Annotated in this window: 18 protein-coding genes, 4 tRNA genes and 2 rRNA genes; all 24 read right to left on the reverse strand. The window is 54.2% G+C overall.

What is annotated here, in order from left to right; all coding sequences use genetic code 11:
* Positions 1-5: 5 nt before the first annotated feature.
* The 24 genes from rplC to AB4O01_RS17145 all read right to left on the reverse strand — a co-directional run bounded on the left by rplC (position 6) and on the right by AB4O01_RS17145 (position 24888).
* Positions 6-641 carry a 50S ribosomal protein L3 gene (gene rplC, locus AB4O01_RS17030; RefSeq protein WP_003228738.1) on the reverse strand — a complete coding sequence of 212 codons (636 nt, stop codon included), beginning with the start codon at positions 639-641 and terminating at the stop codon, positions 6-8.
* An 80-nt stretch (positions 642-721) separates the two neighbouring features.
* Complete coding sequence (rpsJ, locus tag AB4O01_RS17035) at positions 722-1033, reverse strand: 30S ribosomal protein S10 (RefSeq protein WP_003186070.1); 312 nt, start codon at positions 1031-1033, stop codon at positions 722-724.
* Between the two features lie 159 nt (positions 1034-1192).
* Complete coding sequence (tuf, locus tag AB4O01_RS17040; RefSeq protein WP_064361246.1) at positions 1193-2386, reverse strand: elongation factor Tu; 1194 nt, start codon at positions 2384-2386, stop codon at positions 1193-1195.
* A 31-nt stretch (positions 2387-2417) separates the two neighbouring features.
* The gene (gene fusA, locus AB4O01_RS17045) at positions 2418-4523 is read right to left on the reverse strand and encodes an elongation factor G (protein WP_016984188.1); all 2106 of its coding nucleotides are present in this window, start codon (positions 4521-4523) and stop codon (positions 2418-2420) included.
* 30 nt (positions 4524-4553) lie between these two features.
* Entirely contained in the window at positions 4554-5027 is a 474-nt protein-coding gene (rpsG, locus tag AB4O01_RS17050) for a 30S ribosomal protein S7 (protein WP_007916467.1), read from the reverse strand.
* 107 nt (positions 5028-5134) lie between these two features.
* Positions 5135-5506 (reverse strand): 30S ribosomal protein S12, encoded by a 372-nt coding sequence (rpsL, locus tag AB4O01_RS17055; protein WP_003186084.1) that lies wholly within the window; start codon positions 5504-5506, stop codon positions 5135-5137.
* Positions 5507-5722: 216 nt separating this feature from the next.
* Positions 5723-9922, reverse strand: a complete 4200-nt coding sequence (rpoC, locus tag AB4O01_RS17060) for a DNA-directed RNA polymerase subunit beta' (RefSeq protein ID WP_034156498.1) — start codon at positions 9920-9922, stop codon at positions 5723-5725.
* A gap of 64 nt (positions 9923-9986) precedes the next feature.
* Positions 9987-14060 carry a DNA-directed RNA polymerase subunit beta gene (gene rpoB, locus AB4O01_RS17065; RefSeq protein WP_093442653.1) on the reverse strand — a complete coding sequence of 1358 codons (4074 nt, stop codon included), beginning with the start codon at positions 14058-14060 and terminating at the stop codon, positions 9987-9989.
* A gap of 221 nt (positions 14061-14281) precedes the next feature.
* Positions 14282-14647 carry a 50S ribosomal protein L7/L12 gene (rplL, locus tag AB4O01_RS17070; protein ID WP_460089076.1) on the reverse strand — a complete coding sequence of 122 codons (366 nt, stop codon included), beginning with the start codon at positions 14645-14647 and terminating at the stop codon, positions 14282-14284.
* 75 nt (positions 14648-14722) lie between these two features.
* Positions 14723-15223, reverse strand: coding sequence for a 50S ribosomal protein L10 (rplJ, locus tag AB4O01_RS17075; protein ID WP_008081912.1), 501 nt, complete (start codon positions 15221-15223; stop codon positions 14723-14725).
* Positions 15224-15421: 198 nt separating this feature from the next.
* Positions 15422-16117 (reverse strand): 50S ribosomal protein L1, encoded by a 696-nt coding sequence (rplA, locus tag AB4O01_RS17080; protein WP_007916481.1) that lies wholly within the window; start codon positions 16115-16117, stop codon positions 15422-15424.
* A complete protein-coding gene (rplK, locus tag AB4O01_RS17085) occupies positions 16117-16548 on the reverse strand; it encodes a 50S ribosomal protein L11 (RefSeq protein ID WP_003228756.1) in 432 nt (143 codons plus the stop codon). The genes rplA and rplK overlap by 1 nt, the downstream gene beginning before the upstream one ends.
* 117 nt (positions 16549-16665) lie before the next feature.
* Positions 16666-17199, reverse strand: coding sequence for a transcription termination/antitermination protein NusG (gene nusG / locus AB4O01_RS17090; RefSeq protein ID WP_007957598.1), 534 nt, complete (start codon positions 17197-17199; stop codon positions 16666-16668).
* Between the two features lie 9 nt (positions 17200-17208).
* Positions 17209-17577: a preprotein translocase subunit SecE gene (gene secE / locus AB4O01_RS17095; RefSeq protein ID WP_009045851.1), complete on the reverse strand. Its 369-nt coding sequence runs from the start codon at positions 17575-17577 to the stop codon at positions 17209-17211.
* Positions 17578-17622: 45 nt separating this feature from the next.
* Positions 17623-17698, reverse strand: a tRNA-Trp gene (locus AB4O01_RS17100).
* A gap of 53 nt (positions 17699-17751) precedes the next feature.
* A complete protein-coding gene (gene tuf / locus AB4O01_RS17105; protein WP_064361246.1) occupies positions 17752-18945 on the reverse strand; it encodes an elongation factor Tu in 1194 nt (397 codons plus the stop codon).
* An 85-nt stretch (positions 18946-19030) separates the two neighbouring features.
* Positions 19031-19106, reverse strand: a tRNA-Thr gene (locus tag AB4O01_RS17110).
* Positions 19107-19132: 26 nt separating this feature from the next.
* A tRNA-Gly gene (locus AB4O01_RS17115) sits at positions 19133-19206 on the reverse strand.
* Positions 19207-19231: 25 nt separating this feature from the next.
* Positions 19232-19316 (reverse strand) — tRNA-Tyr (locus AB4O01_RS17120).
* A gap of 143 nt (positions 19317-19459) precedes the next feature.
* Positions 19460-19891: a hypothetical protein gene (locus AB4O01_RS17125; protein WP_093434400.1), complete on the reverse strand. Its 432-nt coding sequence runs from the start codon at positions 19889-19891 to the stop codon at positions 19460-19462.
* A 7-nt stretch (positions 19892-19898) separates the two neighbouring features.
* Positions 19899-20651 (reverse strand): pantothenate kinase, encoded by a 753-nt coding sequence (locus AB4O01_RS17130; RefSeq protein ID WP_460089077.1) that lies wholly within the window; start codon positions 20649-20651, stop codon positions 19899-19901.
* Complete coding sequence (gene birA / locus AB4O01_RS17135) at positions 20641-21594, reverse strand: bifunctional biotin--[acetyl-CoA-carboxylase] ligase/biotin operon repressor BirA (protein WP_460089078.1); 954 nt, start codon at positions 21592-21594, stop codon at positions 20641-20643. The genes AB4O01_RS17130 and birA overlap by 11 nt, the downstream gene beginning before the upstream one ends.
* Before the next feature lie 133 nt (positions 21595-21727).
* Positions 21728-21843 (reverse strand): 5S ribosomal RNA (gene rrf / locus AB4O01_RS17140).
* A 151-nt stretch (positions 21844-21994) separates the two neighbouring features.
* Positions 21995-24888: ribosomal RNA gene (locus AB4O01_RS17145) — 23S ribosomal RNA — on the reverse strand.
* Positions 24889-25012 lie beyond the last annotated feature (124 nt).

Genomic DNA, 25012 nt, shown 5'->3' on the forward strand with positions numbered 1-25012 from the left:
TCCCCTTAACCGCGAGCCTTGGCTGCTGGACGTACAACCAGGTTGCCGCCAGTAGCGCCAGGAACAGCACCCTTGACCAACAACAGATTGCGTTCAGCGTCCACGCGCACTACTTCCAGGGACTGCACGGTCACGCGCTCAGCGCCCATATGACCGGACATTTTTTTGCCCTTGAATACACGACCAGGAGTCTGGCACTGGCCGATAGAGCCTGGGACGCGGTGGGATACGGAGTTACCGTGGGTGTTATCTTGCCCGCGGAAATTCCAACGCTTGATCGTACCCTGGAAGCCTTTACCCTTGGACTGACCGGTTACATCAACCAGTTGACCAGCGGCGAAGATTTCAGCGTTGATCAGATCGCCAGCCTGGTACTCGCCTTCTTCAAGACGGAATTCCATGGTAGTGCGACCAGCGGCAACGTTCGCTTTAGCGAAGTGGCCAGCCTGAGCTGCTGTTACACGCGAAGCACGACGCTCGCCGACAGTGACTTGCACTGCACGATAGCCATCGGTCTCTTCAGTTTTGAACTGGGTGACGCGATTCGGCTCGATCTCAATGACCGTGACCGGAATGGAGACACCTTCTTCGGTGAAAATACGGGTCATACCGCATTTACGACCGACTACACCAATAGTCATGTTGTAAACCTCATGAGTGTACGGGGCTTTCACCCGCTATGGCCGCCCATTTCAGAGCGTTACACGACTAAGACCGAGTCTTAGCCGAGGCTGATCTGCACTTCCACACCGGCCGCAAGATCAAGCTTCATAAGAGCATCAACGGTTTTATCCGTTGGCTGGACAATGTCCAGAACGCGCTTATGAGTGCGGATTTCGTACTGGTCGCGCGCGTCTTTGTTGACGTGCGGAGAAACCAGAACGGTGAACCGCTCTTTACGGGTAGGCAGTGGAATTGGACCACGCACTTGAGCACCAGTACGTTTCGCGGTTTCCACGATTTCCTGGGTTGATTGGTCGATCAGGCGATGGTCGAAAGCCTTCAACCTGATACGGATTTGCTGATTTTGCATTGGATTTCAGACTCCGGCTGCTATTCCCACCGAGCGCAATACGCCCGTTAAAAGGAGGCGCAATTCTATAGACGCCCCAGATGGGTGTCAACCCAATAAAAAAGCCCCCGCTGAGCGGGGGCTTTTTTCAAAGCATCAAGCAAACTCTAAAAAAGAGAATTACTCGATGATTTTGGCTACGACGCCAGCGCCGACGGTACGACCGCCTTCACGGATAGCGAAACGCAGACCGTCTTCCATCGCGATGGTTTTGATCAGGGTAACAGTCATCTGAATGTTGTCACCTGGCATTACCATTTCAACGCCTTCTGGCAGCTCGCAGTTACCAGTCACGTCAGTAGTACGGAAGTAGAACTGTGGACGGTAGCCTTTGAAGAACGGAGTGTGACGACCGCCTTCTTCCTTGCTCAGAACGTAAACTTCTGCGGTGAACTTGGTGTGCGGCTTAACCGAACCCGGCTTAACCAGAACCTGACCACGCTCAACGTCGTCACGCTTGGTACCACGCAGCAGAACGCCGCAGTTCTCGCCAGCACGACCTTCGTCGAGCAGCTTGCGGAACATTTCAACACCGGTGCAAGTAGTAACGGTGGTGTCACGCAGACCAACGATTTCCAGCGGATCCTGAACGCGAACGATACCGCGCTCGATACGACCAGTCACAACAGTACCGCGACCCGAGATCGAGAATACGTCTTCGATTGGCATCAGGAATGGCTTGTCGATCATACGAACTGGTTCTGGGATGTAAGCATCCAGAGTCTCAACCAGTTTCTTGACGGCAGTGGTGCCCATCTCGTTGTCGTCTTTGCCTTCCAGAGCCATACGAGCCGAACCGATGATGATTGGAGTGTCATCGCCCGGGAAGTCGTAGGTGGACAGCAGGTCACGAACTTCCATCTCAACCAGTTCCAGCAGCTCTGCGTCGTCTACCAGGTCAGCCTTGTTCAGGAAAACCACGATGTACGGAACGCCTACCTGACGGGACAGCAGGATGTGCTCACGGGTTTGCGGCATCGGACCATCAGCGGCCGAGCAAACCAGAATAGCGCCGTCCATTTGAGCAGCACCGGTGATCATGTTCTTCACATAGTCAGCGTGACCTGGGCAGTCAACGTGAGCGTAGTGACGGATCTTCGAGTTGTACTCAACGTGTGCGGTGTTGATGGTGATACCGCGAGCTTTTTCTTCTGGCGCGCTGTCGATCTTGTCGAAGTCAACGATTGCGGAACCGAAAACTTCGGAGCAAACGCGAGTCAGAGCAGCAGTCAGAGTGGTTTTACCGTGGTCAACGTGACCGATGGTGCCAACGTTGACGTGCGGTAGGGAACGATCAAATTTTTCTTTAGCCACGACAATTAACTCCTAGCCTAAAGGGGCTGAATCAGCCTTGTTTTTTGGTTACGGATTCGACGATGTGCGACGGAGCCGTATCGTATTTTTTGAATTCCATAGAGTAGCTTGCGCGACCCTGGGACATGGAACGAACGTCGGTCGCATAACCGAACATCTCACCCAGTGGAACTTCGGCGCGGATAACCTTGCCGGACACTGTGTCTTCCATACCCTGGATCATGCCGCGACGACGGTTAAGGTCGCCCATTACATCACCCATATAGTCTTCAGGCGTAACAACCTCTACAGCCATGATCGGCTCAAGCAACTCACCACCGCCCTTCTGGGCCAGTTGCTTGGTCGCCATGGAGGCAGCCACTTTAAACGCCATCTCGTTGGAGTCGACGTCGTGGTAAGAACCATCGAACACGGTAGCCTTCAGGCCGATCAGCGGATAGCCGGCAACAACGCCGTTCTTCATCTGCTCTTCGATACCCTTCTGGATAGCCGGGATGTATTCCTTAGGAACCACACCACCTACAACTTCGTTCACGAATTGCAGACCTTCCTGACCTTCGTCAGCAGGAGCAAAACGGATCCAGCAGTGGCCGAACTGACCACGACCGCCGGACTGGCGAACGAACTTGCCTTCGATTTCACAGTTCTTCGTGATGCGCTCACGATACGAAACCTGAGGCTTGCCGATGTTGGCTTCGACGTTGAACTCACGGCGCATCCGGTCAACCAGGATGTCCAGGTGCAACTCGCCCATGCCGGAGATGATCGTTTGACCAGTCTCTTCATCAGTTTTAACGCGGAAAGACGGGTCTTCCTGAGCAAGCTTGCCCAGAGCGATGCCCATTTTTTCCTGGTCATCCTTGGTCTTAGGCTCTACGGCAACCGAAATAACCGGCTCCGGGAAGTCCATGCGAACCAGGATGATTGGCTTGTCAGCGTTGCAGAGGGTCTCACCAGTGGTGACGTCCTTCATGCCGATCAGGGCCGCGATGTCACCAGCGCGTACTTCCTTGATCTCTTCACGGGCGTTTGCGTGCATTTGCACCATACGACCCACGCGCTCTTTTTTACCTTTAACCGAGTTGATCACGCCGTCGCCGGAGTTCAACACGCCCGAGTAAACACGGACGAAGGTCAAGGTACCCACGAATGGGTCGGTAGCGATCTTGAACGCCAGAGCCGAGAACGGCTCCGCATCGTCTGCATGACGCTCCAGCTCGATTTCCTCGTTATCAGGGTCAGTACCCTTGATCGCAGGAATGTCGGTCGGTGCAGGCAGGAAGTCGATAACGGCGTCGAGAACCAGGGGAACACCCTTGTTCTTGAAGGAAGAACCGCAAACGGCCAAAACGATTTCGCCGGCGATAGTACGCTGACGCAAAGCAGCTTTGATCTCTTCGATCGACAGCTCTTCGCCTTCCAGGTACTTGTTCATCAGCTCTTCGTTGGCTTCAGCAGCAGCTTCAACCATGTTGTTGCGCCACTCTTCAGCCAGCTCTTGGAGCTCAGCAGGAATGTCCTTGCGAACAGGAACCATACCTTTGTCAGAGTCATTCCAGTAGACAGCTTGCATGTTGATCAGATCGATCTGACCCTGGAAGTTGTCTTCGGAACCGATGGCCAACTGGATCGGCACCGGAGTGTGACCCAGACGCTGCTTGATCTGACCGATCACGCGCAGGAAGTTGGCACCAGCACGGTCCATCTTGTTTACGTAAACAAGACGTGGAACGCCGTATTTGTTGGCTTGACGCCATACGGTTTCCGACTGAGGCTCAACACCCGAAGTACCGCAGAACACAACGACAGCACCGTCGAGTACGCGCAGGGAACGTTCAACTTCAATAGTGAAGTCAACGTGGCCCGGGGTATCGATCACGTTGAAGCGGTGCTCGTCCTTGTACTGCTTCTCGGAACCTTTCCAGAAAGCGGTGATGGCAGCAGAAGTAATGGTAATACCACGCTCCTGCTCCTGCACCATCCAGTCTGTGGTCGCGGCGCCATCATGCACCTCGCCCATTTTGTGACTTTTGCCGGTGTAAAAAAGGACGCGCTCGGTGGTGGTGGTTTTACCAGCATCCACGTGAGCGACGATACCGATGTTACGGTAGCGGCTAATCGGAGTAGTACGAGCCATAAAGCCCTCGCAAAATTAGTGAAGCTAAAATTAGAAGCGGTAGTGCGAGAAAGCTTTGTTGGCTTCAGCCATACGGTGCACGTCTTCACGCTTCTTAACAGCAGCACCTTTACCTTCAGCAGCATCCAGCAGTTCGCCAGCCAAACGCAGAGCCATAGACTTCTCGCCACGCTTACGGGCGAAGTCTACCAACCAGCGCATTGCCAGAGCGTTACGACGGGAAGGACGAACCTCGACCGGAACCTGGTAAGTAGCACCACCAACGCGGCGCGACTTCACTTCGACCAGCGGAGCGATGGCGTCGAGTGCTTTTTCGAAGAGTTCCAGGGGATCGGTGCCAGCCTTACGGGTCGCAACGGTTTCCAGGGCACCATAAACGATACGCTCGGCAACGGCTTTCTTGCCGCTTTCCATAACGTGGTTCATGAATTTGGCGAGGATCTGGCTTCCGTATTTCGGATCGTCCAGAATCTCACGCTTTGCTGCTACGCGACGTCTTGGCATGATAAGCCCTCAAGCGGTCTTCAGGTTAGCTCGGGACAGATCCAATGGATGCGTGCCCGACCTTACTCTTATCGACTCAATAAAATGAAAATCTGCAAAACGCCCGATTACTTCGGACGCTTGGTACCGTACTTCGAACGACCCTGGTTACGGCCTTTAACGCCGGAAGTATCCAAGGAGCCGCGAACGGTGTGGTAACGAACACCTGGCAAGTCTTTTACACGACCGCCGCGGATCAGTACCACGCTGTGCTCTTGCAGGTTGTGACCTTCACCACCGATGTACGAGGAAACCTCGAAACCGTTGGTCAGGCGCACACGGCATACTTTACGCAGTGCCGAGTTAGGTTTTTTCGGCGTAGTGGTGTACACACGGGTGCACACGCCACGACGTTGCGGGCAGTTCTGCAGCGCAGGTACGTCGGATTTCTCGACGATACGCTTACGCGGCTGACGTACCAGCTGGTTGATAGTTGCCATCTACTAGCTCCACTGTTGTCTTGCGACGCTATTGTCTTGCAAGAAAAGCAAAATGGCAGGAACGAATTCCCGCCAAATTTAGGGGATCAAGAGTCTAAAGAGGATCTTGCCCCCAGTCAAGGCAAGGCCCCGACCTCCCCGCCCTTCGAACCTCGACAAAATGTCTCGATTCGATGAACGGAGCGATCAGGGCCTTACGCTCATTTACCGCAGAACTCAGTTACCGCTCGAGTTCAGCGCTTCGGTCAGTGCAGCTTCCACTTCACTGGCGCTTACGCGCAACGGCTTGTCAGCATCACGGCGACGCTTGCGCTCGCTGTGATATGCCAGACCGGTACCGGCCGGGATCAGACGACCCACGACTACGTTTTCTTTCAGGCCACGCAGGTAATCGCGCTTGCCGGTGACTGCCGCTTCGGTCAGTACGCGGGTAGTTTCCTGGAAGGAAGCTGCCGAGATGAACGATTCGGTGGACAACGACGCCTTGGTGATACCCAACAGAACGCGAGTGTACTTGGAGACGAACTTGTCTTCGCCGCCCAAACGCTCGTTTTCTACCAGTACGTGAGTCAGTTCCATCTGGTCGCCCTTGATGAAACTCGAATCGCCGGATTCAGCGATTTCAACTTTACGCAGCATCTGACGCAGGATGGTCTCGATGTGCTTATCGTTGATCTTCACGCCTTGCAGACGGTAAACGTCCTGAATCTCGTTAACGATGTACTTGGCCAGCGCGCTCACACCCAACAGACGCAGGATGTCGTGCGGATCGCTTGGGCCGTCGGAGATAACTTCGCCGCGGTTTACCTGTTCGCCTTCGAACACGTTCAGGTGACGCCACTTCGGAATCAGCTCTTCGTACGGATCGCTACCGTCGTTCGGGGTAATAACCAGACGGCGCTTGCCTTTGGTCTCTTTACCGAACGCGATGGTGCCGCTGACCTCAGCCAGAATCGACGCTTCTTTCGGACGACGAGCTTCGAACAAGTCGGCAACACGCGGCAGACCACCGGTGATGTCACGGGTCTTCGAAGTTTCTTGCGGGATACGAGCGATAACATCACCGATCGCAATCTTCGCACCGTCAGCCACACCGACCAGGGCGTTGGCTGGCAGGAAGTACTGAGCGATAACGTCAGTGCCTGGCAGCAACAGATCCTTGCCGTTGTCGTCGACCATCTTCACTGCTGGACGGATTTCCTTACCGGCAGCTGGACGATCTTTCGCGTCGAGTACTTCAATGTTGGTCATACCGGTCAATTCGTCAGTTTGACGCTTGATCGTGATGCCTTCTTCCATGCCCACGTAGGTCACGGTACCTTTCATTTCGGTAACGATCGGGTGAGTGTGCGGATCCCACTTGGCCACGATTGCGCCAGCGTCGACCTTGTCACCTTCTTTAACCGAAATCACAGCACCGTACGGCAGCTTGTAACGCTCACGCTCACGACCGAAGTCATCAGCGATCGCCAGCTCACCGGAACGGGACACAGCAACCAGGTGACCATCCACTCGCTCAACATGCTTCAGGTTGTGCAGACGGACGGTACCGCCATTCTTCACCTGAACGCTGTCAGCTGCGGAAGTACGGCTAGCCGCACCACCGATGTGGAACGTACGCATCGTCAGCTGGGTACCCGGCTCACCGATGGACTGGGCAGCGATAACGCCGACCGCTTCACCGATGTTCACCTGGTGACCACGAGCCAGATCACGGCCGTAGCACTTGGCGCAAATGCCATAGCGGGTTTCGCAGCTGATCGGCGAACGCACGATCACTTCGTCGATGCTGTTCAGCTCGATGAACTCAACCCACTTCTCGTCTACCAGAGTGCCGGCAGGAACGATAACGTCCTCGGTACCTGGCTTGAATACGTCACGGGCAATAACACGACCCAATACGCGCTCACCCAACGGCTCTACAACGTCACCGCCTTCAATGTGCGGAGTCATCAACAGACCGTGTTCGGTGCCGCAATCGATCTCGGTTACAACCAGATCCTGCGCCACGTCTACCAGACGACGAGTCAGGTAACCGGAGTTCGCAGTTTTCAACGCGGTATCCGCCAGACCTTTACGAGCACCGTGAGTGGAGATGAAGTACTGAAGTACGCTCAAACCTTCACGGAAGTTCGCAGTAATCGGCGTTTCGATGATGGAACCGTCCGGCTTGGCCATCAGACCACGCATACCGGCCAGCTGACGAATCTGTGCTGCGGAACCCCGCGCACCCGAGTCGGCCATCATGTACATCGAGTTGAAAGACTCTTGATCGACTTCAACGCCGTGACGGTCGATAACCTTCTCTTTCGAGAGGTTGGCCATCATTGCCTTGGAAACTTCGTCGTTCGCTTTCGACCAAAGGTCGATCACTTTGTTGTACTTCTCGCCCTGGGTTACCAGGCCGGAGGCGTACTGGCTCTCGATCTCTTTCACTTCGTCGGTGGCAGCACCGATGATGCGGGCTTTCTCGTCAGGGATAACGAAGTCGTTAACACCGATGGAAACGCCGGAGATGGTCGAGTAAGCGAAACCGGTGTACATCAACTGGTCAGCGAAGATCACGGTCTCTTTCAGACCAACCACGCGGTAGCACTGGTTGATCAGTTTGGAGATCGCCTTTTTCTTCATCGGCAGGTTGACGACGTCGTACGACAGACCTTTTGGCACAACCTGGAACAGCAGCGCACGGCCGACAGTGGTGTCGACGATACGGGTGCCGCTTACGCTGTTGCCGTCACGGTCGTTGACGGTTTCGTTGATACGAACCTTAACCTTGGCGTGCAGTGCGGCTTCACCGGCACGGAACACACGGTCAACTTCCTGCAGATCCGCAAATACACGACCTTCGCCCTTGGCGTTGATCGCTTCACGAGTCATGTAGTACAGACCCAATACAACGTCCTGCGACGGAACGATGATTGGCTCACCGTTGGCTGGCGACAGAATGTTGTTGGTCGACATCATCAACGCACGCGCTTCGAGCTGGGCTTCCAGCGTCAGCGGTACGTGCACGGCCATTTGGTCGCCGTCGAAGTCGGCGTTGTACGCGGCGCAGACCAGAGGGTGCAGCTGGATAGCCTTACCTTCGATCAGTACCGGTTCAAACGCCTGGATACCCAGACGGTGAAGGGTCGGTGCACGGTTGAGAAGAACCGGGTGTTCGCGAATCACTTCAGCGAGAACGTCCCAAACCTCTGGCAGTTCGCGCTCGACCATTTTCTTGGCCGCTTTGATGGTGGTCGCGAGACCACGCATTTCCAGCTTGCCGAAAATGAACGGCTTGAACAGCTCGAGAGCCATCTTCTTCGGCAGACCGCACTGGTGCAGACGCAGGGTCGGGCCTACGGTAATTACCGAACGACCGGAGTAGTCAACACGCTTACCGAGCAAGTTCTGACGGAAACGACCTTGCTTACCCTTGATCATGTCAGCCAGGGATTTCAGAGGACGCTTGTTCGAACCAGTGATAGCGCGGCCACGACGACCGTTGTCGAGCAGAGCATCGACAGCTTCCTGCAACATACGCTTTTCGTTGCGCACGATGATGTCCGGAGCGGACAGATCCAGCAGGCGCTTCAAACGGTTGTTACGGTTGATCACTCGACGATACAGATCGTTGAGGTCGGAAGTCGCGAAGCGACCGCCATCCAGCGGGACCAGCGGACGCAGATCTGGCGGCAGAACCGGCAGAACGGTCAGCACCATCCACTCTGGCAGGTTGCCGGAACCCTGGAAGGCTTCCATCAACTTCAGACGCTTGGACAGCTTCTTGATCTTGGTTTCGGAGTTGGTTTGCGGAATTTCTTCACGCAGACGGCCAATCTCGTGTTCCAGGTCGATAGCGTGCAACAGTTCACGGACAGCTTCAGCACCCATGCGGGCGTCGAAGTCATCACCGAACTCTTCCAGCGCTTCGAAGTACTGCTCGTCGTTCAGCAGCTGACCTTTTTCAAGAGTGGTCATGCCTGGATCGATAACGACATAGCTCTCGAAGTAGAGAACGCGTTCGATATCACGCAGGGTCATGTCCATCAGCAAGCCGATACGGGACGGCAGCGATTTCAGGAACCAGATGTGGGCAACCGGCGAAGCCAGTTCGATGTGCGCCATGCGCTCACGACGAACCTTGGCCAGTGCAACTTCAACGCCGCACTTCTCGCAGATCACACCACGGTGCTTCAAGCGCTTGTACTTACCGCACAGGCACTCGTAATCCTTTACCGGGCCAAAGATCTTGGCGCAGAACAGGCCGTCACGCTCAGGTTTGAACGTACGGTAGTTGATGGTTTCCGGCTTTTTAACTTCACCGAACGACCATGAGCGGATCATCTCAGGCGAGGCCAATCCGATACGGATGGCGTCGAACTCTTCGACTTGACCCTGGTTTTTCAGCAAATTCAGTAGGTCTTTCAAGGCCTTTCCTCCTGGCGGAGCAGAGAGCGGGCAATCCTGCCCCGCTCTCGATTCGCGTCACGTGTTATTCGGTTTCCAGATCGATATCGATGCCGAGGGAACGAATTTCCTTGATCAACACGTTGAAGGACTCGGGCATGCCCGGCTCCATACGGTGATCGCCATCCACGATGTTTTTGTACATCTTGGTACGGCCGTTCACATCGTCCGACTTCACTGTGAGCATTTCTTGCAGAGTGTAAGCAGCACCGTATGCTTCCAGTGCCCAGACCTCCATCTCCCCGAAACGCTGACCACCGAACTGCGCCTTACCACCCAGCGGCTGCTGGGTAACCAGGCTGTACGAACCGGTAGAACGCGCGTGCATCTTGTCGTCTACCAAGTGGTTCAGCTTCAGCATGTACATGTAGCCAACGGTAACTGGACGCTCGAACTTGTTGCCGGTACGGCCATCAGTCAGCTGCATCTGGCCGCTTTCCGGCAGGTCTGCCAGTTTCAGCATGGCCTTGATTTCGCTTTCCTTGGCGCCGTCGAACACTGGAGTGGCCATTGGAACACCGCCACGCAGGTTCTTCGCCAGATCCAGGATTTCCTGATCGGAGAAGCTGTCCAGATCTTCGTTACGACCGCCGATCTGGTTGTAGATCTCGTCCAGGAAGGTGCGCAGTTCAGCGACTTTACGCTGCTCTTCGACCATCCGGTTGATCTTCTCGCCCAGACCTTTGGCCGCGAGGCCCAGGTGGGTTTCAAGGATCTGACCAACGTTCATACGCGAAGGTACGCCCAGCGGGTTGAGGACGACGTCGACCGGGGTGCCATTGGCATCGTGCGGCATATCTTCAACCGGCATGATCACGGAGACCACACCTTTGTTACCGTGACGACCGGCCATCTTGTCGCCCGGCTGGATGCGACGACGGATTGCCAGGTAAACCTTGACGATTTTCAGCACGCCTGGAGCCAGGTCATCGCCCTGCTGCAGTTTGCGCTTCTTGTCTTCGAACTTGTCGTCGAGCAGACGGCGGCGATCAACGATGTAGGCCTGAGCCTTCTCGAGCTGCTCGTTCAGAGCATCTTCAGCCATGCGCAGTTTGAACCACTGACCATGCTCAAGACCGTCGAGTACTTCGTCGGTGATGTCCTGACCCTTCTTCAGACCGGCGCCGCCTTCAGCCTTGTGGCCCACCAGAGCGGAGCGCAGACGTTCGAAGGTCGCGCCTTCAACGATACGGAACTCTTCGTTCAGATCCTTGCGGATCTCGTCCAGTTGGGACTTCTCGATCGACAGTGCACGAGCATCACGCTCAACGCCGTCACGGGTGAAGACCTGTACGTCGATGACAGTACCTTTGGTGCCGGTTGGCACGCGCAGGGAGGTGTCTTTAACGTCGCTGGCTTTTTCACCGAAGATCGCACGCAGCAGTTTTTCTTCCGGAGTCAGCTGGGTCTCGCCTTTCGGAGTGACCTTACCTACCAGGATGTCGCCAGCGCCAACTTCAGCACCTACGTAAACGATACCGGCTTCGTCCAGCTTGTTCAGCGCAGCTTCACCCACGTTAGGGATGTCCGCAGTGATTTCCTCTGGGCCAAGCTTGGTGTCACGGGCCACACAGGTCAGTTCCTGGATGTGGATCGTGGTGAAACGGTCTTCCTGAACAACACGCTCGGACAGGCAGATGGAGTCTTCGAAGTTGAAGCCGTTCCATGCCATGAACGCGATGCGCATGTTCTGACCCAGTGCCAGTTCACCCATGTCGGTGGACGGGCCGTCGGCCATGATGTCGCTACGCTGAACGCGATCACCCTTGCTCACCAGCGGACGCTGGTTGATGCAGGTGTTCTGGTTCGAGCGGGTGTATTTGGTCAGGTTGTAGATGTCGACACCAGCTTCGCCGGTTTCAACTTCATCATCAGCAACACGAACCACGATACGGCTGGCATCGACGGAATCGATTACGCCGCCACGACGAGCCACGACGCAAACGCCGGAGTCACGGGCTACGTTACGCTCCATGCCGGTACCTACCAGCGGCTTGTCAGCGCGCAGGGTTGGTACAGCTTGACGCTGCATGTTCGAACCCATCAACGCACGGTTGGCGTCGTCGTGCTCGAGGAACGGGATCAGCGACGCTGCAACCGAAACTACTTGCTTCGGCGAAACGTCCATCAAGGTGACTTCTTCAGGCGCCTTAACGGTGAATTCGTTCAGGTGACGTACGGCTACCAGTTCGTCGATCAGGACTTTCTGGTCATTCATGGTCGCCGAAGCCTGCGCGATCACGTGATCGGCTTCTTCAATAGCGGACAGGAACACGATCTCGTCGGTGACCACACCCTCTTTCACCACGCGGTACGGGCTTTCCAGGAAGCCGTACTGGTTGGTGCGAGCGTAAGCAGCCAAGGAGTTGATCAGACCGATGTTCGGACCTTCCGGCGTTTCAATCGGGCATACACGACCGTAGTGAGTCGGGTGTACGTCACGGACTTCAAAGCCTGCGCGCTCACGAGTCAGACCGCCAGGGCCGAGTGCAGAGACACGACGCTTGTGGGTGATCTCGGACAGCGGGTTGTTCTGGTCCATGAACTGCGAGAGCTGGCTGGAGCCGAAGAACTCTTTCACCGCTGCAGCCACTGGCTTGGCGTTGATCAGGTCCTGCGGCATCAGGCCTTCGCTTTCAGCCATCGACAGACGCTCTTTGACCGCACGCTCAACACGTACCAGGCCAACGCGGAACTGGTTCTCGGCCATTTCGCCTACGCAGCGAACACGACGGTTACCCAGGTGGTCGATGTCATCGACGATGCCTTTACCGTTACGGATGTCGACCAGAGTCTTCAATACCGCGACGATGTCTTCCTTGCACAGCACGCCCGAACCTTCGATCTCGGTACGACCGATACGACGGTTGAACTTCATCCGGCCGACCGCAGACAGGTCATAACGCTCAGGGCTGAAGAACAGGTTGTTGAACAGGGTTTCGGCAGCGTCTTTGGTTGGCGGCTCGCCTGGACGCATCATGCGATAGATCTCGACCAGCGCTTCCAATTGGTTGCTGGTGGAGTCGATCTTCAGCGTGTCGGAGACGAACGGACCGCAGTCGATATCGTTGGTGTACAGCGTTTCGATGCGAACAACACCAGCCTTGGCAATTTTTGCCAGGACTTCAGTGTTCAGCTCGGTGTTGCACTCTGCCAGGATTTCGCCGGTAGCCGGGTGCACGATGACCTTGGCGGTAGTACGGCCCAGGACGTAGTCCAGAGGTACTTCCAGAGTCTTGATGCCGGCTTTTTCGATCTGGTTGATGTGGCGCGCGGTAATACGGCGGCCCGCTTCAACAATGACCTTGCCCTTCTCGTCCTGAATGTCCAGAACCGCAATTTCACCACGCAGACGCGAAGCAATCAGCTCCAGGCTGAGGGTTTCGCCGCTCAGGTGGAAAACGTTGGTGGTGTAGAAAGCGTCCAGCACTTCTTCAGTGGTATAGCCGAGCGCGCGCAGCAGTACCGATGCCGGCAGCTTGCGACGACGGTCGATACGCACGAACACGCAGTCTTTCGGATCGAACTCGAAGTCCAGCCACGAACCGCGGTAAGGAATGATGCGCGCGGAGTACAGCAGTTTGCCGGAGCTATGCGTCTTGCCGCGGTCGTGGTCGAAGAACACGCCCGGGGAACGGTGCAGCTGGGAAACGATTACACGCTCGGTACCATTGATTACGAAGGTACCGTTCTCAGTCATCAGGGGGATTTCACCCATGTAGACTTCTTGCTCTTTGATGTCCTTGATCGCTTTGTTCGACGATTCTTTGTCGAAAATGATCAGGCGCACTTTTACCCGCAAAGGTACGGCGAAAGTTACACCGCGCAATACGCATTCTTTGACATCAAATGCCGGTTCGCCCAGGCGATAACCGACGTACTCCAGCGCAGCATTGCCGGAGTAGCTGATGATCGGGAAAACGGATTTGAAGGCCGCATGCAGGCCCACGTCGCGGAACTGATCTTTAGTCGCTCCCGCTTGCAAGAATTCACGATACGAATCCAGCTGGATGGCCAGGAGGTAAGGCACATCCATGACGTCCGGCAACTTGCTAAAGTCCTTGCGGATACGTTTTTTCTCAGTATATGAGTAAGCCATCAGCGTTCCCCAGCTTGGTCACCTGCTTGTTTGGCCCCTCCCGACGGGAGCAGCCAGAAAATCGTGCAAACCCCATGGTTTGCTCCACCGCATCGGGTGGTTACAGCGCCCTTATCAGCACCGACCCAGTCGGCTGCCAATAACGGAAAAAGGCCGGTGGCAAGAGCCACCAGCCATCAGCCTGTCGCTTGACGCTCGGGCTGGAGGAGCAAAGTCGATACTTATTTCAGCTCGACTTTAGCGCCTGCTTCTTCCAGCTTCTTCTTGGCGTCTTCAGCAGCTTCTTTCGAAACGCCTTCAGCTACAACCTGAGGAGCGCCGTCTACTTTCTCTTTGGCTTCTTTCAGGCCCAGACCAGTCAGTTCACGAACTGCCTTGATCACGTTAACCTTCTTCTCGCCAGCTTCCAGCAGAACAACGTTGAACTCGGTTTGCTCTTCAACAACAGCGGCAGCAGCAGCTGGACCAGCCGAAGCAGCAGCAGCGGTAACGCCGAATTTTTCTTCGAAAGCTTTGATCAGTTCAACAACTTCCATTACGGACATGTTGCCAACGGCTTCAAGGATATCGTTTTGAGAGATAGACATGAATCTAATTCCTGAATTGGGGGACGGCCTACGCGACCATCGAAAAAAACAAAAAACGCGAGAAGTTGACGAGCCTTAGGCTGCAGCAGCTTCTTTCTGGTCGCGAATTGCCGCCAGAGTACGAGCCAATTTGCTGGTAGCGCCTTGAATCACGCTCATCAGCTGAGAAATTGCTTCGTCACGGGTCGGCAGAGTTGCCAGTACGTCGATTTGGTTAGCTGCGAGGAACTTGCCCTCGAACGCAGCTGCCTTGATCTCGAACTTGTCCTGACCCTTGGCAAACTCTTTGAAGATACGGGCAGCAGCGCCCGGATGTTCGTTCGAGAATGCAATCAGGGTCGGGCCGGTGAACACGTCGTTGAGGACACTGTATTGAGTGTCAGCAACAGCGCGCTTGAGCAGGGTGTTACGTACAACACGTACGTAAACGCCAGCTTCACGAGCCTCTTTACGGAGTCCGGTCATTGCGCCTACTGTTACGCCACGTGCATCAACCACGACAGCGGACAGAGCGACTTTGGCAGCCTCGTTGACTTCAGCGACGATGGCCTTCTTGTCTTCGAGATTAATTGCCACGGGTTTAACTCCTGCTTGTTACCGTTTCATTCGATCGAAACCGAATGTCGTTTTGGTGTCTGATTCGGTAAGGAACCGGGAGCACCATCTGCGTAGGCTTATGGTTTAAGACTTGCGTCGCCTACGGTCTTGGATAGCCCCCGCCAGGCAGGGACCCCAATCTTTCGATTGGCGCGAACAATCGCGCCAACCTTTGTCTTACGCGTCCAGCGAGCTCTGATCGATAACCAGACCTGGGCCCATAGTGGTGCTCAGGGTAACGCGCTTGACATAGATACCTTTCGAAGAAGCTGGCTTGATACGCTTCAGATCAGCGATCAGGGCTTCAACGTTTTCCTTCAGCTTGACGGCGTCGAAGCCCATCTTGCCAACGGAGGTGTGAATGATGCCGTTTTTGTCGGTGCGATAACGAACCTGACCAGCTTTAGCGTTTTTAACCGCGGTAGCTACGTCTGGAGTTACGGTACCAACCTTAGGGTTAGGCATCAGACCACGTGGACCGAGGATCTGACCCAGTTGACCTACAACGCGCATTGCATCCGGGGATGCGATCACTACGTCATAGTTCAGGTCGCCGCCTTTCATTTCGGCAGCCAGGTCGTCCATACCTACACGGTCAGCGCCGGCAGCCAGAGCGGCCTCAGCAGCTGGACCCTGGGTGAACACAGCAACGCGAACGGTCTTGCCAGTGCCGTGTGGCAGCACAGTAGCGCTACGAACAACCTGGTCGGATTTACGCGGGTCTACACCCAGGTTTACAGCAACGTCGAACGACTCGCTGAACTTGACAGTCGACAGCTCAGCCAGCAGAGCAGCGGCGTCTACAATGTTGTAGGCCTTGCCTGCTTCGATTTTGCCGGCGATAGCCTTTTGACGCTTGGTCAGCTTAGCCATTACACACCCTCCACGTTAAGGCCCATGCTACGAGCAGAACCGGCGATAGTACGCACGGCTGCATCCATATCAGCTGCAGTCAGATCCGCGTTTTTGGTTTTCGCGATTTCTTCCAGCTGAGCACGGGTAACAGTGCCAACCTTAACGGTGTTCGGACGAGCGGAACCGCTGGTCAGACCGGCCGCCTTCTTCAGCAGAACCGAAGCAGGGGTGGATTTGGTTTCGAAAGTGAAACTACGGTCGCTGTAGACAGTGATGATCACTGGAGTCGGCAGACCTGCTTCAAGACCCTGAGTACGGGCGTTGAAAGCCTTGCAGAATTCCATGATGTTCACGCCGTGCTGACCCAGAGCAGGACCAACAGGTGGGCTTGGGTTAGCCTGAGCGGCCTTCACTTGCAGCTTGATGTAAGCGGTAATTTTCTTGGCCATGAGGCACTCCAATTACGGGTTCGAACGCCTCGGAAGGCTCCCCGGTTACTTGCGCGTTTATCCCAGTGACGACAAAACCCCACAGCCTAGGGCTGCGGGGTTGGGATGCTTGTCCAGTTAGACCTTTTCGACCTGACTGAACTCCAACTCTACCGGGGTAGAGCGACCGAAAATGAGCACTGCCACTTGGATCCGGCTCTTTTCGTAGTTAACTTCTTCAACAACGCCATTGAAATCAGCAAATGGACCGTCATTGACTCGCACCGTTTCACCTGGCTCGAAGAGAGTCTTCGGCTTAGGCTTGTCGCTACCATCAGCGACGCGACGCAGAATTGCTTCCGCCTCTTTATCGGTGATCGGCGCAGGCTTATCAGCGGTACCGCCGATGAAACCCATCACCCGAGGAGTATCCTTGACCAAGTGCCAAGTACCCTCGTTCATATCCATCTGAACCAGCACATAGCCTGGAAAGAACTTACGTTCGCTTTTGCGCTTCTGGCCATTGCGCATTTCAACCACTTCTTCAGTGGGAACCAGAATCTCGCCGAAGCCATCTTCCATGCCAGCCAGCTTTACGCGCTCGATCAGCGAGCGCATCACATGCTTCTCGTAACCCGAGTAAGCATGCACAACATACCAACGCTTAGCCACGGGACACCCTTAGCCGACAATCAAGGAAACAAGCCAGCCGAGCAGGGAATCAAGCCCCCACAACAGCAACGCCATAACCAGAACAACAGCCACCACAATCAGGGTGGTCTGCGTGGTTTCTTGGCGAGTTGGCCACACGACTTTACGAATCTCGGTGCGAGCTTCCTTAACGAGTACAAAGAAAGACTTGCCCTTAGCAGTCTGCAGACCTACAAAGGCAGCTACAGCAGCAATGGCAAGCAAAGCGAGTACACGGTACAGGATCGGCGAAGCAGAGTAATACTGATTGCCAACAACGCCAACAACCACCAAAGCGACAACTACAAGCCACTTGAGCAGATCGAAGCGAGAGCCTTGAGCTTCAGCTTTAGGAGTCATCTATGAAGATCCTGTGAAAAGAAAGCCAGACACACCAAGTGAATCTGGCAGGTCAGGAGGGAATCGAACCCCCAACCTACGGTTTTGGAGACCGTCGCTCTGCCAATTGAGCTACTGACCTAAAACAAAATCAGGCCGACCATTATGCCGGCCCGAAAAATACATTACAACTACTTACTCGATGATTTTAGCCACGACGCCAGCGCCGACGGTACGACCGCCTTCACGGATAGCGAAACGCAGACCGTCTTCCATCGCGATGGTTTTGATCAGGGTAACAGTCATCTGAATGTTGTCACCTGGCATTACCATTTCAACGCCTTCTGGCAGCTCGCAGTTACCAGTCACGTCAGTAGTACGGAAGTAGAACTGTGGACGGTAGCCTTTGAAGAACGGAGTGTGACGACCGCCTTCTTCCTTGCTCAGAACGTAAACTTCTGCGGTGAACTTGGTGTGCGGCTTAACCGAACCCGGCTTAACCAGAACCTGACCACGCTCAACGTCGTCACGCTTGGTACCACGCAGCAGAACGCCGCAGTTCTCGCCAGCACGACCTTCGTCGAGCAGCTTGCGGAACATTTCAACACCGGTGCAAGTAGTAACGGTGGTGTCACGCAGACCAACGATTTCCAGCGGATCCTGAACGCGAACGATACCGCGCTCGATACGACCAGTCACAACAGTACCGCGACCCGAGATCGAGAATACGTCTTCGATTGGCATCAGGAATGGCTTGTCGATCATACGAACTGGTTCTGGGATGTAAGCATCCAGAGTCTCAACCAGTTTCTTGACGGCAGTGGTGCCCATCTCGTTGTCGTCTTTGCCTTCCAGAGCCATACGAGCCGAACCGATGATGATTGGAGTGTCATCGCCCGGGAAGTCGTAGGTGGACAGCAGGTCACGAACTTCCATCTCAACCAGTTCCAGCAGCTCTGCGTCGTCTACCAGGTCAGCCTTGTTCAGGAAAACCACGATGTACGGAACGCCTACCTGACGGGACAGCAGGATGTGCTCACGGGTTTGTGGCATCGGACCATCAGCGGCCGAGCAAACCAGAATAGCGCCGTCCATCTGAGCAGCACCGGTGATCATGTTCTTCACATAGTCAGCGTGACCTGGGCAGTCAACGTGAGCGTAGTGACGGATCTTCGAGTTGTACTCAACATGTGCGGTGTTGATGGTGATACCGCGAGCTTTTTCTTCTGGTGCGCTGTCGATCTTGTCGAAGTCAACGATTGCGGAACCGAAAACTTCCGAGCAAACGCGAGTCAGAGCAGCAGTCAGAGTGGTTTTACCGTGGTCAACGTGACCAATGGTCCCAACGTTGACGTGGGGCAGGGAACGATCAAATTTTTCCTTAGCCATCGATATCACCCTCAACAGAAGAAATTAGACAAACAATATCAGCCATTAAAACAAAGGCAGATATTTTCATATCTGCCTTGTTATATGGAGCTCTTGAGCGGATTTGAACCGCTGACCTCACCCTTACCAAGGGTGTGCTCTACCAACTGAGCTACAAGAGCAAAACACTTTGCACAACCTGCAAACTTGGAGCGGGTAGCGGGAATCGAACCCGCATCATCAGCTTGGAAGGCTGAGGTTCTACCACTAAACTATACCCGCGGAGCCTGCAGCTCACGCTTAAATCTGGTGGAGGGAGAAGGATTCGAACCTTCGAAGTCGTAGACGTCAGATTTACAGTCTGATCCCTTTGGCCGCTCGGGAACCCCTCCTAATCAGGCCGGCATTCTATACTATGCCAAACCCCTGTCAAGCATTTTCTCATTTAAAAACCTGAGGTTAGCTGCGTTGACATCGCTTCATTTTGAATCCCTACTTAGGTCTTCGCTGTGGAGCGGGCGCCATTCTATGCAAACTATTCAGTAGGTGCAACCCCCTCACACAGCATTATTTTATGTTTTAACTCATTGAATTCGTTGGAAAGGTTTTGGAGCTGGGCATCCCCCAGCAAACGCTGGCCCTGAGGCGAAACAGACAACCAATAACCAGCCCCAGAAGAATCCCTCGACGAAGATTTTACATCGACTCCCATTTCAGCCAAACGCTGCTGGAGCGCCGTAATCGACTCCTGTCGAGAAAAACCACCAAGGAACAGACACTCTTGCCGACGCCCTCCCTGCCCCTCTCGAACATTGCTCGTCGTTTCACTGAGCAAGCGAATGTCTTGCTGGGAACCTCGATACAAACTAAGAGGCGTTACATCCTTCGCCCGCAAGGGCGCCTCCTGCTGATGCCAGACATAATAGAAAACATTAAGAACAAGAAGCAGGAGGAACAACCAACGCATACAAACCTCAGGAAAAAGGACACGCCATAGCCAGCCCCACAAACACCAGGTCAGGAACGACTCGGGCCTCAGGGGCGACAGCTGCAACCAATTCAGCATCCCCCCCAGTTATAAAGACTGCGAAGTCTTCTCTCCAGTAAGAGCGCGCCAGTTCCAACTGTGTCAATACGAAACCTCGCAACATCAATGAACACCCGCGCTCCACCGCCTCAGCAGTGGTCCGCCCAGGCGCATTGCTTGACAGCGCGCGCTCAGCCGCCAGATCTCCATAGCGAATCTTACGGGTATGCGTACGCAACTGATTTCGCATCAAAGGCATTCCGGGGCAAATAAAACCACCAAGATGCTTACCACCCGCAGCAATAAAATCTGCAGTCACTGCCGTACCGAAATCAAGCACCAGGCAAGCGCCGCCTGATGCGAGATGAAACCCGCCAAGCATGGCCAGCCATCGATCCAGCCCTAGACGCTCGTACTCTTCATAACCGTTTTTGACACCGGACATTTCACGTGCGGGCTTCGCGCACACCACCGAAATACCAAACTCACGCTCGATAATAGCGATCAAGGCATCAGTCTCCTCCGCAGTCCTGACACTGACCACGCGGCACTTACGAAGCTCAAGCCCATTGAGAGCTTTCAAACTGTCTAGCAATGCGAGATCAGAGTCGACAACCCCTTCGGAAAAGACAGCGCCAAGTGCAGCCTTCAGTACTCGCCACTTAATGAAGCTGTTCCCACAGTCGAGCTCAAGAATCATCACGCAACCTCAGGCTGAGCTCACCACCACTAAAGACTTTTTCCACACCATCCACCTTCAGGCGCAGCGCACCCTGACTATCGATTCCGAGCACAACACCATCTATCTGACTGGAACCCGCAATCAATGACACAGAGCGATCCTGCCACAAATGGTTCGCCTCCCATTCCGCCTGGAGAGCCGAAAAACCATCCACTTGATGGCGCCGGATATAAACACTTAACTGCTTACTAAGTTCTGCCACCAGGGAGTTACGGTCAGTACTCCTACCTGACTCAAGCCGAATCGAAGTCCATTGCTGGCCAACTTCATCAGCCACTTGCATGTTCACATTTACACCAATACCCAGCACCACATGGCAAACATCTGCCGGATCACCAACGAGTTCAAGGAGAATGCCGGCAATCTTCTTGTTACCCACCAAGACATCGTTGGGCCACTTCAATCCCGCACCTGGCACTCCAAAATTTCTCAGAGTCTGCAAGACAGCCAACCCAACAACAAGACTCAAGCCCTCGAGCTGGCGCATTCCACCATCAATACGCAGGACAAGGCTGTAATAAAGATTCTCTGCAAAGGGACTTACCCACTTGCGACCTCTTCGCCCACGACCAGAGACTTGGCGTTCCGCGAGCACCAAAAAGGGCGCCAAACTACCTTGGCCAATCGCCCGCAAGGCCTCAGCGTTTGTCGAGTCGACCGAATCCAAGACCATCACCGGCCAATCTGGCGCCATTGCCGATATTGCTCGAGAGTCGAGTAGCGTCAATGGAACAGCCAATTGATAGCCTCGTCCTCGCACTTTATGAATGGACAAGCCAAGCTCAGCCTCAAGATGCTGAAGCTGTTTCCATACCGCACTTCGACTTATTCCCAAGGCGGCGCCAAGATCCTGACCAGAATGGAATCGGCCATCTTTCAGGAGGTTCAACAACGTCAACATGCAGGTCTCGCCCTCACAATGAGGCCCGAATAATATCCATGACCCGGGCTGTTGCATAGAAATCAAGCAGATGCTTTTCCTGCGGGCAAAACAAAACCCCAACTGCTTTCGCAATTGGGGTTTCGGAATTTAATCTTGACGATGACCTACTCTCACATGGGGAAACCCCACACTACCATCGGCGATGCATCGTTTCACTGCTGAGTTCGGGATGGGATCAGGTGGTTCCAACGCTCTATGGTCGTCAAGAAATTCGGGTACTGACTCGTGACCTTGTGGCCTCGCTTCAGCAAATTGGGTATGTGACAGCTTTCGGTGTTTGTGAACATCGAACTTTCGGTTCGTTTCGTCTTCACACACCGCAATCTGGTCTCTTCGACGCAAATTGCTTGGGTGTTATATGGTCAAGCCTCACGGGCAATTAGTATTGGTTAGCTCAACGCCTCACAGCGCTTACACACCCAACCTATCAACGTCGTAGTCTTCGACGGCCCTTCAGGGAACTCAAGGTTCCAGTGAGATCTCATCTTGAGGCAAGTTTCCCGCTTAGATGCTTTCAGCGGTTATCTTTCCCGAACATAGCTACCCGGCAATGCCACTGGCGTGACAACCGGAACACCAGAGGTTCGTCCACTCCGGTCCTCTCGTACTAGGAGCAGCCCCTCTCAAATCTCAAACGTCCACGGCAGATAGGGACCGAACTGTCTCACGACGTTCTAAACCCAGCTCGCGTACCACTTTAAATGGCGAACAGCCATACCCTTGGGACCGGCTTCAGCCCCAGGATGTGATGAGCCGACATCGAGGTGCCAAACACCGCCGTCGATATGAACTCTTGGGCGGTATCAGCCTGTTATCCCCGGAGTACCTTTTATCCGTTGAGCGATGGCCCTTCCATACAGAACCACCGGATCACTAAGACCTACTTTCGTACCTGCTCGACGTGTCTGTCTCGCAGTCAAGCGCGCTTTTGCCTTTATACTCTACGACCGATTTCCGACCGGTCTGAGCGCACCTTCGTACTCCTCCGTTACTCTTTAGGAGGAGACCGCCCCAGTCAAACTACCCACCATACACTGTCCTCGATCCGGATAACGGACCTGAGTTAGAACCTCAAAGTTGCCAGGGTGGTATTTCAAGGATGGCTCCACGCGAACTGGCGTCCACGCTTCAAAGCCTCCCACCTATCCTACACAAGCAAATTCAAAGTCCAGTGCAAAGCTATAGTAAAGGTTCACGGGGTCTTTCCGTCTAGCCGCGGATACACTGCATCTTCACAGCGATTTCAATTTCACTGAGTCTCGGGTGGAGACAGCGCCGCCATCGTTACGCCATTCGTGCAGGTCGGAACTTACCCGACAAGGAATTTCGCTACCTTAGGACCGTTATAGTTACGGCCGCCGTTTACCGGGGCTTCGATCAAGAGCTTCGCGTTAGCTAACCCCATCAATTAACCTTCCGGCACCGGGCAGGCGTCACACCCTATACGTCCACTTTCGTGTTTGCAGAGTGCTGTGTTTTTAATAAACAGTCGCAGCGGCCTGGTATCTTCGACCGGCATGAGCTTACGGAGCAAGTCCTTCACCCTCACCGGCGCACCTTCTCCCGAAGTTACGGTGCCATTTTGCCTAGTTCCTTCACCCGAGTTCTCTCAAGCGCCTTGGTATTCTCTACCCAACCACCTGTGTCGGTTTGGGGTACGGTTCCTGGTTACCTGAAGCTTAGAAGCTTTTCTTGGAAGCATGGCATCAACCACTTCGTGTTCTAAAAGAACACTCGTCATCAGCTCTCGGCCTTAAGATCCCGGATTTACCTAAGATCTCAGCCTACCACCTTAAACTTGGACAACCAACGCCAAGCTGGCCTAGCCTTCTCCGTCCCTCCATCGCAATAACCAGAAGTACAGGAATATTAACCTGTTTTCCATCGACTACGCTTTTCAGCCTCGCCTTAGGGACCGACTAACCCTGCGTCGATTAACGTTGCGCAGGAAACCTTGGTCTTTCGGCGTGGGTGTTTTTCACACCCATTGTCGTTACTCATGTCAGCATTCGCACTTCTGATACCTCCAGCAAGCTTCTCAACTCACCTTCACAGGCTTACAGAACGCTCCTCTACCGCATCACCCGAAGGTGATACCCGTAGCTTCGGTGTATGGTTTGAGCCCCGTTACATCTTCCGCGCAGGCCGACTCGACTAGTGAGCTATTACGCTTTCTTTAAAGGGTGGCTGCTTCTAAGCCAACCTCCTAGCTGTCTAAGCCTTCCCACATCGTTTCCCACTTAACCATAACTTTGGGACCTTAGCTGACGGTCTGGGTTGTTTCCCTTTTCACGACGGACGTTAGCACCCGCCGTGTGTCTCCCATGCTCGGCACTTGTAGGTATTCGGAGTTTGCATCGGTTTGGTAAGTCGGGATGACCCCCTAGCCGAAACAGTGCTCTACCCCCTACAGTGATACATGAGGCGCTACCTAAATAGCTTTCGAGGAGAACCAGCTATCTCCGAGCTTGATTAGCCTTTCACTCCGATCCACAGGTCATCCGCTAACTTTTCAACGGTAGTCGGTTCGGTCCTCCAGTTAGTGTTACCCAACCTTCAACCTGCCCATGGATAGATCGCCCGGTTTCGGGTCTATTCCCAGCGACTAGACGCCCTATTAAGACTCGCTTTCGCTACGCCTCCCCTATTCGGTTAAGCTCGCCACTGAAAATAAGTCGCTGACCCATTATACAAAAGGTACGCAGTCACAGAACAAAGTCTGCTCCCACTGCTTGTACGCATACGGTTTCAGGATCTATTTCACTCCCCTCTCCGGGGTTCTTTTCGCCTTTCCCTCACGGTACTAGTTCACTATCGGTCAGTCAGTAGTATTTAGCCTTGGAGGATGGTCCCCCCATATTCAGACAAAGTTTCTCGTGCTCCGTCCTACTCGATTTCATGACTAAGAGATTTTCGCGTACAGGGCTATCACCCACTATGGCCGCACTTTCCAGAGCGTTCCGCTAATCTCAAAGCCACTTAAGGGCTAGTCCCCGTTCGCTCGCCACTACTAAGGGAATCTCGGTTGATTTCTTTTCCTCAGGGTACTTAGATGTTTCAGTTCCCCTGGTTCGCCTCTTGCACCTATGTATTCAGTACAAGATAACCATCTTATGATGGCTGGGTTCCCCCATTCAGACATCTCCGGATCAAAGTCTGTTTGCCGACTCCCCGAAGCTTTTCGCAGGCTACCACGTCTTTCATCGCCTCTGACTGCCAAGGCATCCACCGTATGCGCTTCTTCACTTGACCATATAACCCCAAGCAATCTGGTTATACTGTGAAGACGACATTCGCCGAAAATTCGAATTTCTCAATTAAGAGAACTCACAAATTTTACCTTAGCCTGATCCGTTACCAGTGAAAGTAACGTTCA

This window comes from Pseudomonas sp. S2_E02, from assembly GCF_054668355.1.